Genomic DNA, 13288 nt, shown 5'->3' on the forward strand with positions numbered 1-13288 from the left:
CTCCTTGCCGCAATATAGGTGGGCGGGTGGCACAAGCCACGGGAAATCGACAGGGGGCGGACCAGATGAGCCATATCGTCGTGATCGGAGCCGGGCAGGCGGGGTCATCACTGGTGGCCGGGCTGCGCAAAGGCGGGTTTGACGGGGCGATCACCCTGATCGGGGCGGAACCCGTGCTGCCCTATCAGCGCCCGCCGCTGTCCAAGGCCTATCTGCTGGGCGAGATGGAGCTTGAACGGCTCTACCTGCGCCCCGAAAGTTTCTATGCCGAGAACGATATCACCCTGCGTCTGGGCCAGCAGGTGGGCGCGATCGACCCGGCGGCCAAGACCGTGACCATAAGCGGTGAGGTGATATCCTACGACCAGCTTGCCCTGACCACCGGCTCGCATCCGCGCCGCCTGCCTGCCGCGATCGGCGGAGACCTGGCGGGCGTGCATGTGGTGCGCACGCTGGCCGATGTGGACACGATGGCCCCCGCCGTCACCCAAGGCGCGCGGGCGCTGATCGTGGGCGGCGGTTATATCGGGCTCGAGGCCGCGGCGGTCTGCGCCAAACGCGGCGTGCAGGTGACGCTGGTCGAGATGGCTGACCGCATCCTGCAGCGTGTCGCGGCCCCCGAGACCAGCGACTATTTCCGCGCACTGCACAGCGCGCATGGCGTGGACATCCGCGAAGGCGTAGGGCTGGACCGGATCACCAGCGAGAATGGCAAGGTCACCGGCGCGGTGCTGGGCGACGGGACCGAACTCGAGGTCGATTTCGTGGTGATCGGCGTGGGCATCGCTCCGGCCACCGAACTGGCCGAAGCGGCCGGGCTTGCCATCGAAAACGGTATCAAAACCGATGTGCAGGGCCGCACCTCTGCCGCCGATATCTGGGCGGCGGGCGATTGCGCCTCGTTCCCCTACAAGGGCCGGCGCATCCGTCTGGAAAGCGTGCCCAACGCCATCGACCAGGCCGAGGTAGTGGCGCAGAACATGCTGGGCGCGGGCAAGGATTACGTGGCCACGCCCTGGTTCTGGTCGGACCAGTATGACGTGAAGCTGCAAATCGCCGGGCTGAACACGCGTTATGACCGGGTCGTAACCCGACCGGGCGAGGGGGCGACCACCTCGTTCTGGTATTACCAGGGCGATCAGTTGCTGGCGGTGGACGCGATGAACGACCCGCGCGCCTACATGGTCGGCAAGCGCCTGATCGACGCAGGGAAAACCGCCGATCCGGCGGTGGTGGCCGACCCGGCAGCGGATCTGAAACCGCTGCTCAAGGCGTGAGGATCATCGCCGGAGACTTCCGGGGCCGGGCGCTGGCCTCGGTCGGCAAGGGGGATGCGGGCGCGCATCTGCGCCCCACCACCGACCGGGTGCGCGAAAGCCTGTTCAACGTGCTGAACCACCTGATCGATTTCGACGGGCTGCGGGTGCTGGACCTGTTCGCCGGCACCGGCGCGCTGGGGCTCGAGGCGCTGTCGCGCGGCGCGGCGCATGTCACCTTCGTCGATGACGGGCGGGTAGCGCAGGGGCTGATCCGCAAAAATATCGACCTGACCCGCAGCGCCGACCGCACCGCCCTGATCCGCCGCGACGCGACACGGCTGGGCGACAATCCCGGCGCGCCGTTCGACCTGATCTTCCTCGACCCGCCCTATGGCAAGGGACTGGGGCAAAAGGCTCTGGCAGCGGCGCTGAAGGGCGGCCGGCTGGCCGATGGCGCGCTGGTGGTCTGGGAAGAGAACGCCCCGATGGCCCCGCCCGAAGGCTTCAGGCTGCACGATGCGCGCAAATACGGCGACACCCATATCTCTCTGATGTGGCGGGACGGAACGCATGCATGATCTGGTGATCTTTGATTGCGACGGTGTCTTGGTCGACAGTGAAACGATCTCCAACCAAGTGATGGTCGACAACCTGGCCGGGTATGGGCTGAACCTGTCGCTGCAGGACTGCATGTCGATGTTCGTGGGCGGCACCATGTCGGGCGTCCGGGACTCGGCTCGCAAGATGGGTGCTGACCTGCCCGATGACTGGACCGAGCAGATCTATGCGCAGATCTATGATGTTCTGCGCGCGGGTGTTCCCGTGATTCCGGGAATCCCCGAGTTGCTGCGCCATCTGGACGAACAGCGCATTCCATTCTGTGTGGCCTCGAACGGGCGTCGCGAGAAGATGCAGATCACCCTGGGCCAGAACGGGCTGTGGGACCGGTTCCAGGGCGCGATCTTCTCGGCCCATGAGGTCGGCAGCGCCAAGCCCGAACCGGGGTTGTTCCAGACCGCGGCTCGACATTTCGGTGCGAAGTCGCCGGTCGTCATCGAGGACAGTGCGAACGGTGTGACCGCCGCGATCCAGGCCCGGATGAGGTGCCTTGCCTATGCGCCGCATAATGACGGCGCGCGCATGGCCGGGCTCGGGGCTGAAGTCATCCGTGACATGAAAGAGGTGCCGCGGCTTTTGGGTCATTGACCGGCCTGTGCTAGACTGCGGTCATGGACCGCGCACTTTCACGCCCACTCTGGCCCGCCCGGTTCCAGGCGCAGGCCACCTCAGGACCCGAGCCACAGCCTCGGCCCGCACCCGTCTTTATTCAGGACGCGGTGACGCCTTGGGGCCCGGACACCATGCTGCTGAAGCTTCTACGCGATCAGGCTGCCGATCAGGAGGAGTAAGTCGGGTGGAACTTGCCGCCCGGTGACAGGGTAAAGATCTCGAACCCGTCCGCCGTCACACCCACCGAATGCTCGAACTGCGCCGACAGCGACTTGTCGCGGGTCACGGCGGTCCAGTCATCGGCCAGCGTCTTGGTCTCGGGACGGCCCAAGTTTACCATCGGCTCGATGGTGAAGAACATACCTTCTTCCAGAACCGCGCCGGTGCCCGGGCGGCCGTAATGCAGCACGTTGGGCGGCGCGTGGAACACGCGGCCAAGCCCGTGCCCGCAGAAATCGCGCACGACGCTCATGCGGTGGGCTTCGACGTAAGACTGGATCGCATGGCCAATGTCACCGAAGGTGTTGCCCGGCTTGACCATCTCAATGCCTTTGAACAGGGCGTCGTGGGTCACCTGGATCAGCCGCTCGGCCTTGCGCGGCAGCTTTCCGGCCACGTACATGCGCGACGTGTCGCCGAACCAACCGTCGACGATCACGGTCACGTCGATATTCAGGATGTCGCCATCCTTGAGCTTCTTGTCCCCGGGAATCCCGTGGCAGACCACGTGGTTCACGCTGATGCAGCTGGCGTGCTGATAGCCTTTGTAACCGATAGTGGCCGATTTCGCGCCGGCGTCCTCAACCATCTGGGTGATGATCCGGTCGATCTCGCCCGTGGTCTGGCCGGGAAAGACATGCTCGGCAATATCATCGAGGATGCGCGCCGCCAGAGCCCCTGCCGCGTGCATGCCGGCAAAGTCAGCCTGTTCGTAGATGCGGATACCGTCCTTCGTCAGACGGCCACGATGCTCTTTCATTCGTGCGGGGCTCCAAAAAATTCTGCGCAGCATCCTTTCTACGCTGCTTGTGCAGAAAGTACCAGAGGGCGCAGGGACGCGGGTGCCTGCCCTGATCTGAATTTGGATGCGGGGGGCGAAACGTCAAGGGACGTTGCCGCGTTTTGCGCGGGTGGTCCGGCCCGGCGTCAAAAGGCCTCGACCGATGCCCGGATTTGGGGCCAAATGAATGTACACAGACTCATTTGGTCGGGAAGAGAGGAGCCGGATGAATGTCGCAGAAACGGGAACTGATATCGAATGGAAACCCCATGGAGGCGGTCGTCGGCTTCAGCCGCGCCGTCCGGGTGGGGAATTTCATCGCGGTCGGGGGGACTGCCCCGGTCGATGCGCAAGGCAAGACAGTCGGGGTCGGGGACGTCTATCTGCAGACCAAGCAATGCTTTGAGATCATCAAGGATGCGCTGGAGCGTGCCGGATCGGGTTTGCAGGACATCGTCCGAACCCGCGTGATCCTGACCGATATCGACAATTGGAAGCAGGCGATCGAGGCCCGCAAGCTGTACTGTCTGGGCGCGCGACCCGTGGACACGATCATGGCGATCAACAGGTTCGTAAATCCCGAATGGTTGGTTGAAATCGAGGTCGACGCCGTCGTCCCCGATTGAATTGCTGTGCGGCGGAAATCGACCGGCCTTCAGTCGCTGGAAATCGTCGCCTGCGGCTGAACCCAGACGCCATCCGGTGAGATGCGCGTACCACAGACCACGTGTTCAACCCCATTGGCCCGGGCAGTCGCAAACGCTGCCGCGTAGGCCGGATCGATATCCGCGGCCAACGCGAATTTGCGGCAGTCCGTGCGCTGAACAAGGTAGAGCAGGATGGCCCGGTGTCCTTGCGCGGCCATTTCAGCCAGCTCCCCCAGATGTTTGGTGCCCCGAGCGGTGACGCTGTCGGGGAATTCGGCCAGCCCCGGTTCGCGCGACAGGGTCACGCTTTTGACCTCGACATAGGCGTCGGGCAGCCCGGGTTGCGTCAGCAAAAAGTCGATGCGGCTGTTCTGGCCGTATCTGACCTCGGGCCGCACGGTTTCATAGGCGGCCAATGCGGGGATCTCCCGGGCTTGGAGCGCAGCGCGCAAGGCCCGGTTGGGGACCGAAGTATCAACGCCGGTAAAATGGCCGTTTTCATGATCGACCAGCCGCCAGCCGAATTTGAGCTTTTTCTTCGGGTCTTCATTAGACTCAAGCCAGATCTTTTCGCCCGGTTCGGCCAGACCCATCATCGAACCCGGATTGGCGCAATGGGCCGTCACCTCGCGCCCGTCCTCAAGCCTGCAGTCGGCCAGAAAGCGTTTATAGCGGCGGATCAGGCGGGCGGGCACAAGAGGGGTTTGAAAGCGCATGGTTCCGGGCCTATACCTGCCGCAAAGGTCGATCAAGAGGAGAGCGTGCCATGCCCAACCCAACCGCTGCAATGCTGGTGATCGGGGATGAAATCCTGTCCGGCCGAACCCGCGACGCCAACATGCATTATCTGGCGCAGGAGCTGACCAAACACGGCATCGATCTGAAAGAGGTCCGCATCGTCAGCGACGAGGCACCGGCGATCGAGGCCGCCGTCACGGCGCTGTCGCAGGGCTATGACCATGTGTTCACCAGCGGGGGCATCGGCCCTACCCATGACGACATCACCGCCGATTGCATCGCCCGCGCGTTCGGGGCGCAAATCGATGTGCGAGACGATGCCCGCGCCCTGCTGCAGGCGCACTACGACCAATCGGGGCTGGAGCTGAACGAAGCGCGCCTGCGCATGGCGCGCATCCCTGACGGGGCAACGCTGATCGACAACCCGGTTTCCACCGCGCCAGGGTTCACACTAGGTAATGTCCATGTGATGGCCGGCGTCCCATTGGTCTTCCAGGCGATGGTAGCCAGCGTGCTGCCCACCCTGACCGGAGGCAAGCCATTGTTGTCGCAGACCCTGCGCGTAGATCGGGGAGAAGGTGACATTGCTGCGACCCTGGCCGCCGTGGCCGAGGAATTCGGCGACGTGTCGATCGGGTGTTACCCGTTCCAGATCAACGGCGTCTTCGGGGCCAACGTGGTTGTTCGGGGCACTGACGGGTCGCGTATCGATGCGGTCACGACGCGACTGGCCAAGGAGCTTGGCCTGTGACGGTAGACTGGGCGGCAGTGGTCGATGGCACCTGGCCCGCCGCATGGTATGAGCAATTGGGTCCGTTTCTGCTGCGCGAAGGGCAGGGCGGTGGATCACGCGTATCGGCGGCCAGCCGTACCGGCCCGGTCACAGCGACCGACATCGAGGCGGCCGAGGCGGCCATGCTTGCGATGGGCCAAAAGCGCATCTTCTGCCTGCGCCCCCACGACGCGGACCTGGACGAAACCCTCGCGCAACGCGGATACGAGGTACTGGATCCGGTCAACATCTATGCCTGCCCGGTCTCACAGCTGACGGACCAGCCGGTCCCGCCGGTCACGGTGTTCTGCCTGTGGGAGCCGTTGGCAATCATGCGCGAAATCTGGGCCCAAGGTGGCATCGGGCCTGCCCGGCTGGCCGTGATGGAACGGGCAACAGGTCCGAAAACCGGACTGTTGCTGCGTCACCGCGATCAACCGGCCGGCACCGCTTATGTCGCCATACATGATGGTATCGCCATGCTGCACGCGCTTGAGATCGTACCCGCCCACCGCCGGCAGGGGCTGGGCCAATGGGCAATGCGCGCCGCGGCCTTTTGGGCGCTGGACAATGGCGCGCATACCCTTAGCGTGATCTGCACCAAGGCCAATACCGGCGCCAACGCGCTCTACCACTCTCTGGGGATGGAACGCGTCGGAGAGTATCACTATCGCCAGCTGGTCTGAGAGGAGACAGACGTGACCGATCGAGACATGCCCACCGCGCTTGACCTGCCAATGGTGGATCCGCTGCCGCCCGAGACGCAGAAATACTTCGATATCTGCGTCGAGAAGCTGGGCATGGTCCCGAACGTACTCAAGGCAAACGCCTTTGACATCGACAAGCTGAACGCGTTCACGGGCATGTACAATGACCTGATGTTGGCGGACAGCGGGCTGAGCAAGCTGGAACGTGAGATGATCGCAGTCGTGGTCTCGTCGATCAATCGGTGCTTCTATTGCCTGGTGGCCCATGGTGCCGCCGTGCGTCAGCTGTCAGGTGATCCCAAGCTGGGTGAAATGCTGGTGATGAACTACCGTGTGGCGCCGCTGGATGCCCGCCAGCGCGCGATGTTGGACTTCGCCGCAAAGATGACCACCGCCAGCGCCGAGATCGAGGAACCGGACCGCCAGCACCTGCGCGATGCGGGGTTCACCGACCGCGACATCTGGGACATCGCAAATGTTGCGGGCTTCTTCAACATGTCCAACCGGGTCGCCAGTGCCACGGCGATGGTGCCCAATGACGAGTATCACGCGCAGTTTCGATGACCCGATTTTCTGTCCTTCTTTTCTGTCTGATCGCGGGTCCTGCGGCGGCGCAGGACCTGTCGCTGCCAGCGAGCGCCCGACAAATCAGCCAGCGCGTCAGCCCGCTGGACAGCTACCAATTGCCGACCGGCCCGTTTGCAGACAACGCCGTTCCCGCGCGCACGGTCGAAGGCCGGATCGAGCGCACCACATGGCGGTTGCAGGCCGGTTCCAGCACGACGCTGCAGATCCTCGACCCGCTGCGGGATCAGCTCAAGGCGCAGGGTTTCGAGATCGCTTTTGAATGTGAGGCCCGCACTTGCGGTGGGTTCGACTTCCGCTTTGGAACCGAGGTGGTGCCGACGCCCGACATGTATGTCGCAATCAATGATTATCGATTTCTGTCAGCCACTCGTGGAGCCGAAGCCCTGACCTTGCTGATCAGCCGAAACCCGCCCGACGGGTATGTGCAGATGATCCGCGTCACTCCGAAGGGTCAGACCCCACCGCCGCTGGTGGTCGAGGAAACGGTGATTGGGGGCGACGGGCTGGTTGCCAACCTGGTGCGGGATGGACACGTAATACTCGGCGATCTCAGCTTTGAGACAGGCGAAGTCGCCTTGGGGGCCGGGCCGTTCGAGTCGCTGGGCCTGCTGGCTGGCTACCTGGCCGAGACCCCCGGCGCGCGGCTGGCGCTGGTTGGGCACACCGATGACACCGGCGACCTGCAGGCCAATATCGAAGTTAGCACACGCCGCGCCCAGGCTGTCCGTGCGCGATTGATCGAGGCACATGGAGTGGCAGAGGACCGCGTGCAGGCGCAGGGCGTCGGCTACCTCGCCCCGATCGTTTCCAACGCCACCCCGGAAGGGCGCGAACAGAACCGCCGGGTCGAGGCTGTTCTGCTGTTGAACTGACCAAGAAAAAAAGCCCGCGCAACTTGCGCGGGCCGGTCAGTCTTCACTGGGAGGTCTTACCAATCCATCGGACCTTTTTCGGCAAAGGACTCGACGAGGAAATCAATGAACGCCCGCACCTTGGGCTGGGTGAACCGGCCCGGCGGGTACACCGCATAGACGCCCTGAACCTCGTCCGGCAGCGAGGGCATCGCGTCGACCACCTGGCCGGATTTCAGCGCGTCCGCGTAGAGATAGCTGGGCAGGTAAGCGATTCCGAGGCCCGAGATCGCCGCATTCAACAGGGATTGACCGTCGTTCACGCTCAGCCAACCGGCCGTGCGCACCTGCCTCTTTTCGCCCGAGGGCGCGGTCAACTTCCAGACGTTGCCCGAGGACTGGCTGGAGTAATGCAGCAGCTTGTGTTCGTTGAGGTCATCGATCTTTGCCGGGCGCCCGAACTTCTCGATATAGCTGGGGGCCGCAACCATGCGTTTGACCGTTTCGGTCAGCTTGCGGGCGCGCAGGGTGCTGTCTTCCAGCTCGCCGATGCGCACGGCCACGTCGAACCCTTCGGAAATCAGCTCAACATAGCGATTGTTCAAGACCATGTTCACGGTGATGTCGGGATAGGCCGCCAGGAAACCGGACAGAACGGGCGACAGGTGGTTCACCCCGAAATCAGTAGCCACACTGATGCGCAGCAGACCTGAAGGCGCCGATTGCATCGACGTCACCAGCGCGTCGGCTTCGCCTGCATCATTAAGCACACGGCGAGCGCGGTCGTAATAGGCCAGCCCGATCTCGGTCGGCGACACGCGGCGCGTCGTGCGGTTCAGCAAACGCGCGCCCAAGCGGGCCTCCAAGCTCGACACGTGCTTTGACACGGCTGATTTGGAAATGCCCATCTTTTTGGCCGCGTCGGTGAAACCACCTTGGTCCACCACGTTGGCGAAGGCCTCCATTTCTGTCAGTCGGTCCATTCTCGTTCCCCAGGTCGTCTGTTCGTTGACCGACCATCGCCTCCAATCTGGGCGGAAACTGGGCAGACATGGGATAATATCAGGGTTTTGAATCGGATCGTTTGCGCTTCGGAAACGCGGAAACAGTGGTTTCCCTCCTGCATCCGCCCCCTGTTTGCGTGTTCTTTTCTGGTAATTTCTCGCAACGTGCTAAAGTCAGAATGGCATTTTTGTGACCAGGGAGGAGATCATGAAAGCCATTCTAGCAACTATTTTTTGCCTGTTTGCCCCCTTGGCCTGGGCCGGAGGGGAGACGCCATCGAACCCGGACGCTGAGGTCTATTTCGTCAACCTGTCGGACGGCGACACGGTAACGTCGCCGGTGACGGTGGTCTTTGGCCTCCGCGGTATGGGCGTTGCGCCAGCCGGGACGGAAAAGGAAAACACCGGCCATCACCATTTGCTGATCGATCGCCCCCCATTGGGTCAGGGTGAGGACGGGGCCGACGAACTGGCATATGGGCTGCCGGCTGATGACAACCACCTGCATTTCGGTGGTGGTCAGACCGAAGTCACGTTGGAGCTTGCCCCCGGGACGCACACGTTGCAACTGGTCCTGGGCGATGCGGGTCATGTGCCTCACGCGACGCCGATCGTTTCCGAGGTGATAACGATCACTGTGGAGTAACCCGTACCGGTCAACCGCAGCGCCGGGACCAACCCGCCGAGAGCGGCGGGACGGTTTCGGTTTGATTACATGTGCTTGCGTCGCCTATACACGATTCTGATCGGGGGCGGAGCCATGGTATTTGAATGAACGTTGTTTTTGGGGTCGACCGGAACTTTCTGTATCCCGCATTGCTGTCGGCCTATTCCGTGGTCAAGAACGCCAGCCGGCCTGTTGACGTTACCGTTTTCGGTCAGGATTTTACCGCACAAGACATCGCAGCCGTCGACCAGCTGGATCGTGCGGTCGACAACGGCACGGTTTGTTACCGGGAGTTCCAGTCCGAAACGCTCGGCCGGTTTTCAGAGTTCAAGACGAAATACCCGAAAATCACGCTGCTGCCGTTGTTTCTGCCCGAATTCTTTTCGGGCCGGTGTCTGTTCATTGACGCCGACACTCTTGTGCTGGGCGATGTCTGCGAGTTGCAGGAGCTCGACATGAGTGGCCACGGGATCGGGGCCTGTGTCGACATGGGATTGGTCACGTTGGGCGAAGGCCGCTTTCTGCGCCCATCCCTGCAGAGTGTTCTGAGGCCGGGGCACGAACACCAAAAGTCGGTCACACGCGTTTTGCGCAGCATCCGGTTGGGCTTTCTGCCCGGCGAGAACTACTTCAACGCGGGCATCCTTCTGATGGATTGCGAAGCGATCCGGAATTCACCCGCAGGCAAGGAGCTGGGCGATTTCGACAAGCTGATCCCGCATATCCACGACCTGCCCGAGCAGGATCGGATGAACCAGATTTTTGCGGGTCAGTGGCTCAGACTTCCTCAGCAATGGAACACGCGGCCGCAGATTTGGTACGACGCTCACAGTCCGAAATTCCGGCATACCTCTGCCGAATTTCGAAACCAACTGAAACAGGCAAGCCGGAACCCGAAGATGTGGCACTATATCGGAGGCAAGAAGCCCTGGCGCGCGAAGCCAGCGTCACAAATTCTTCTGCGCCGCGCCTTTCGGGACTACCAGGAATACTTGGTACTGTTCGAGAACGAGACAGGTCTGACTTTTTCCGTTTAAGGCGGGGAATTGGCTCAACTCTCAAAAAAGCCACCCGGGCATCGTTCGGGTGGCTTTCTTTTGTCTGGGTGTTCTCGCCTTGGGGCAGTGGACGGAACGGGTCTTCCCTAAAGTGCAGCGGCCAGCCGCGTGCCCTGGTTGATCGCCCGCTTGGCATCCAGTTCCGCGGCCACATCCGCGCCGCCGATCACATGCGGGGTGATCCCGCGTTCGATCAGTGCATCGGCCAACGACCGCTCGGGCACCTGTCCGGCACAAAGGACAATCGTTTCGGCTTTGATAACCGTCGGGTCCGCGCGCTCTTCTCCGAATGAGACATGCAGCCCCTCGTCGTCGATGCGCTCGTAGTTCACGCCGCCCACGAAGTTCACGTCCTTCATCTTCAGCGTCGCGCGGTGGATCCAGCCGGTGGTCTTGCCCAGCCCCTTGCCATGCGCCTGCTTCTTGCGTTGAAGCAGCGTGACCTGCCGCTTGGGCGCCTCGGGCTGCGGGCCTTCGGGCGCCAGGCCCGAGCGGTGTTGTTCAGGGTCGGCGACGCCCCATTCCTTCATCCACAAGGGCAGGTCGGTGGTGGGCGAGTGGCCTTCCTCGAGCAGGTATTCCGACACGTCGAAGCCGATGCCGCCGGCGCCGATCACGGCCACCGATTTGCCCACCGGGGCCTTGTCGCGCAGCACGTCGATATAGTTCACGACATTGTCGCGGTCCTCGCCGGGGATCTGCGGGTCGCGCGGGTTGACGCCGGTGGCGATCACCACCTCGTCGAACCCGGCCAGATCGTCGGCGCCAACCGCGCGGCCCAGTTCCACAGTGACGCCCAGCGTGTCCAGCATGGTGCGATACCAGTCCACCAAGCCCCAGAATTCTTCCTTGCCCGGCACCTGCTTGGCCATGTTCAGCTGGCCGCCGATCTCGTCGGCCTTGTCGAACACGGTCACGTCATGGCCGCGTTCAGCCGCCGTCATCGCGGTGGACAGGCCCGCCGGACCCGCGCCCACGACGGCCACGCGCTTGGGCGCGGCGGCCTTTTCGATCACCAGCTCGGTCTCGTGGCAGGCGCGCGGGTTCACCAGGCACGATGTCAGCTTGCCGCTGAAGGTGTGATCCAGGCAGGCCTGGTTGCAGGCGATGCAGGGCGCGATCTTGGCCGATTCACCGGCTATCGCCTTGGCCACGAAATCCGCATCCGCCAGCATCGGCCGCGCCAGCGAGACCATGTCGGCGCAGCCGGTCGACAGCACTTCTTCGGCGACTTCGGGCGTGTTGATCCGGTTCGAAGTGATGACCGGAATCCCCACCTTGCCCATCAGCTTCTTCGTCACCCAGGCAAAGGCCGCGCGCGGGACGCTGGTGGCAATTGTGGGAATCCGAGCCTCGTGCCAGCCGATGCCAGTGTTGATGATCGTCGCCCCGGCCTTCTCGACCGCTTGCGCCAGCTGCACCACCTCTTCATGGGTCGAGCCGTTGGGCACAAGGTCGATCATCGACAGGCGGTAGATGATGATGAAATCGGTGCCCACCGCCTCGCGGGTGCGGCGCACCACTTCCAGAGGCAGGCGCATCCGGTTCTCATAGGACCCGCCCCAGCGGTCGGTGCGCTTGTTGGTATGGGTCACCAGGAACTGGTTGATGAAATACCCCTCGGACCCCATGATCTCGACCCCGTCATAGCCCGCCTTCTGGGCCAGCACGGCGGCGTTAACGATGTCACTGATCTGCTTCTCGATGCCCTCTTCGTCCAACTCGTTGGGGGGGAAGGGCGAGATCGGCGATTTCACTGGGCTGGGGGCCACGCATTTCGGCCCATAGGCATAGCGGCCCGCATGCAGGATCTGCATGGCGATCTTGCCGCCCGCCTGATGCACCCGGTCGGTGACGACGGAATGATTGGCCACATCCTTGTCGCTGGCCATCATCGCAGCGCCGGGCAGGACCGAGCCTTCGAGGTTCGGCCCGATGCCGCCCGTCACCATCAGCGCCACGCCACCGCGTGCGCGCGAGGCATAGAATTCGGCCACCCGGTTCCAGTCGCCGGTTTCCTCCAGCCCGGTATGCATCGAGCCCATCAGGACCCGGTTCTTCAACGTGGTAAAGCCCAGATCCAGCGGGGCCAGCAGGTTCGGGTACGCAGTCATCTTGAAACTCTCCCTCAATTCGGGGCCGACAATCGCGCCGCACCGCGCCGGTGTCACGCGAAACCTGACGTCACCCCCTTTGCCGCCGCTTTGCCAGTTGCTACAGCTTGGCCAACCACATCACGAGGCCCGCCCATGACCCCAGAACAGATCGCCAAACTGCCCTACCGCCCCTGCGTGGGCCTGATGCTGATGAACGATCAGGGCCAGATCTTCGTCGGCCAGCGCAACGACCGGTTCGAGGACGCCTGGCAGATGCCCCAGGGCGGCGTGGACGAGGGTGAATCTCCGCGCGCGGCTGCCCTGCGCGAATTGCAGGAGGAAATCGGCGTCACCCCCGACCTCGTGGAAATCGTGGCCGAGACCGACGGCTGGCTGCCCTATGACCTGCCGCACGACATCGTGCCCCACATCTGGAAGGGCCGTTATCGTGGGCAGGAGCAGAAATGGTTCCTGCTGCGGTTCCTGGGGACCGACGACCAGATCGACATTCAGACCGACCACCCCGAGTTCACCCGCTGGAAATGGCAGGACCCGGAACGGTTGATCGCCGAGATCGTGCCCTTCAAGCGCGAGGTCTACGAGCGCGTCATGGAGGCTTTTCGTGGGTATCTGCGCTAAATCGGGCCGCCGCAACTCCGCTCCGGCGTCCC

The 13288-nt window shown here is 63.1% G+C and carries 16 protein-coding genes; 12 read left to right on the forward strand and 4 right to left on the reverse strand.

Features of this window, described 5'->3' with window-relative positions; all coding sequences use genetic code 11:
* Positions 1-65 precede the first annotated feature (65 nt).
* From ACR0JC_RS11700 to ACR0JC_RS11715, 4 genes are read left to right on the forward strand one after another with little or no spacing between them, the layout of a single operon-like run.
* Positions 66-1277: an NAD(P)/FAD-dependent oxidoreductase gene (locus ACR0JC_RS11700; protein ID WP_170341946.1), complete on the forward strand. Its 1212-nt coding sequence runs from the start codon at positions 66-68 to the stop codon at positions 1275-1277.
* Positions 1274-1837 carry a 16S rRNA (guanine(966)-N(2))-methyltransferase RsmD gene (rsmD, locus tag ACR0JC_RS11705; RefSeq protein WP_170341948.1) on the forward strand — a complete coding sequence of 188 codons (564 nt, stop codon included), beginning with the start codon at positions 1274-1276 and terminating at the stop codon, positions 1835-1837. The genes ACR0JC_RS11700 and rsmD overlap by 4 nt, the downstream gene beginning before the upstream one ends.
* Positions 1830-2465 (forward strand): HAD family hydrolase, encoded by a 636-nt coding sequence (locus ACR0JC_RS11710; RefSeq protein WP_170341950.1) that lies wholly within the window; start codon positions 1830-1832, stop codon positions 2463-2465. Before rsmD ends, ACR0JC_RS11710 begins: the two co-directional genes overlap by 8 nt.
* A gap of 23 nt (positions 2466-2488) precedes the next feature.
* Complete coding sequence (locus ACR0JC_RS11715) at positions 2489-2668, forward strand: hypothetical protein (protein ID WP_170341952.1); 180 nt, start codon at positions 2489-2491, stop codon at positions 2666-2668.
* Here ACR0JC_RS11715 and map read toward each other — a convergent pair.
* Positions 2656-3468 (reverse strand): type I methionyl aminopeptidase, encoded by an 813-nt coding sequence (gene map, locus ACR0JC_RS11720; RefSeq protein ID WP_170341954.1) that lies wholly within the window; start codon positions 3466-3468, stop codon positions 2656-2658. The genes ACR0JC_RS11715 and map overlap by 13 nt on opposite strands.
* Positions 3469-3719: 251 nt before the next feature.
* Between map and ACR0JC_RS11725 the strand changes: the two genes are divergently transcribed.
* Positions 3720-4115, forward strand: coding sequence for a RidA family protein (locus tag ACR0JC_RS11725; RefSeq protein WP_254429964.1), 396 nt, complete (start codon positions 3720-3722; stop codon positions 4113-4115).
* A gap of 29 nt (positions 4116-4144) precedes the next feature.
* Here the strand turns inward: ACR0JC_RS11725 and sfsA are convergent, their stop codons facing one another.
* On the reverse strand, positions 4145-4852 hold the full coding sequence (sfsA, locus tag ACR0JC_RS11730) for a DNA/RNA nuclease SfsA (RefSeq protein WP_170341956.1): 708 nt from the start codon (positions 4850-4852) through the stop codon (positions 4145-4147).
* 50 nt (positions 4853-4902) lie between these two features.
* Between sfsA and ACR0JC_RS11735 the strand changes: the two genes are divergently transcribed.
* The 4 genes from ACR0JC_RS11735 to ACR0JC_RS11750 are packed head-to-tail and all read left to right on the forward strand — an operon-like array spanning position 4903 to position 7813.
* Complete coding sequence (locus tag ACR0JC_RS11735; protein ID WP_170341958.1) at positions 4903-5625, forward strand: competence/damage-inducible protein A; 723 nt, start codon at positions 4903-4905, stop codon at positions 5623-5625.
* The gene (locus ACR0JC_RS11740) at positions 5622-6332 is read left to right on the forward strand and encodes a GNAT family N-acetyltransferase (protein ID WP_170341960.1); all 711 of its coding nucleotides are present in this window, start codon (positions 5622-5624) and stop codon (positions 6330-6332) included. Before ACR0JC_RS11735 ends, ACR0JC_RS11740 begins: the two co-directional genes overlap by 4 nt.
* A gap of 12 nt (positions 6333-6344) precedes the next feature.
* Positions 6345-6917 (forward strand): peroxidase-related enzyme, encoded by a 573-nt coding sequence (locus ACR0JC_RS11745; protein ID WP_170341962.1) that lies wholly within the window; start codon positions 6345-6347, stop codon positions 6915-6917.
* Positions 6914-7813: an OmpA family protein gene (locus ACR0JC_RS11750; RefSeq protein WP_170341964.1), complete on the forward strand. Its 900-nt coding sequence runs from the start codon at positions 6914-6916 to the stop codon at positions 7811-7813. The genes ACR0JC_RS11745 and ACR0JC_RS11750 overlap by 4 nt, the downstream gene beginning before the upstream one ends.
* A gap of 56 nt (positions 7814-7869) precedes the next feature.
* Here ACR0JC_RS11750 and ACR0JC_RS11755 read toward each other — a convergent pair whose 3' ends face one another.
* Positions 7870-8775 carry a LysR family transcriptional regulator gene (locus ACR0JC_RS11755; protein ID WP_093964122.1) on the reverse strand — a complete coding sequence of 302 codons (906 nt, stop codon included), beginning with the start codon at positions 8773-8775 and terminating at the stop codon, positions 7870-7872.
* Positions 8776-9004: 229 nt separating this feature from the next.
* On the opposite strand from ACR0JC_RS11755, the gene ACR0JC_RS11760 reads away from it, so the two are divergent.
* Positions 9005-9442 (forward strand): DUF4399 domain-containing protein, encoded by a 438-nt coding sequence (locus ACR0JC_RS11760; protein ID WP_170341071.1) that lies wholly within the window; start codon positions 9005-9007, stop codon positions 9440-9442.
* Between the two features lie 125 nt (positions 9443-9567).
* Positions 9568-10500: a glycosyltransferase family 8 protein gene (locus tag ACR0JC_RS11765; protein WP_170341966.1), complete on the forward strand. Its 933-nt coding sequence runs from the start codon at positions 9568-9570 to the stop codon at positions 10498-10500.
* 107 nt (positions 10501-10607) lie between these two features.
* Here ACR0JC_RS11765 and ACR0JC_RS11770 read toward each other — a convergent pair whose 3' ends face one another.
* On the reverse strand, positions 10608-12635 hold the full coding sequence (locus ACR0JC_RS11770) for an NADPH-dependent 2,4-dienoyl-CoA reductase (RefSeq protein WP_170341969.1): 2028 nt from the start codon (positions 12633-12635) through the stop codon (positions 10608-10610).
* 135 nt (positions 12636-12770) lie between these two features.
* On the opposite strand from ACR0JC_RS11770, the gene ACR0JC_RS11775 reads away from it, so the two are divergent.
* Positions 12771-13256, forward strand: a complete 486-nt coding sequence (locus tag ACR0JC_RS11775; RefSeq protein WP_170341971.1) for an RNA pyrophosphohydrolase — start codon at positions 12771-12773, stop codon at positions 13254-13256.
* The last annotated feature ends 32 nt before the right edge of the window (positions 13257-13288 follow it).

The sequence above is a fragment of the Ruegeria sp. CH5 genome (genome assembly GCF_056537025.1).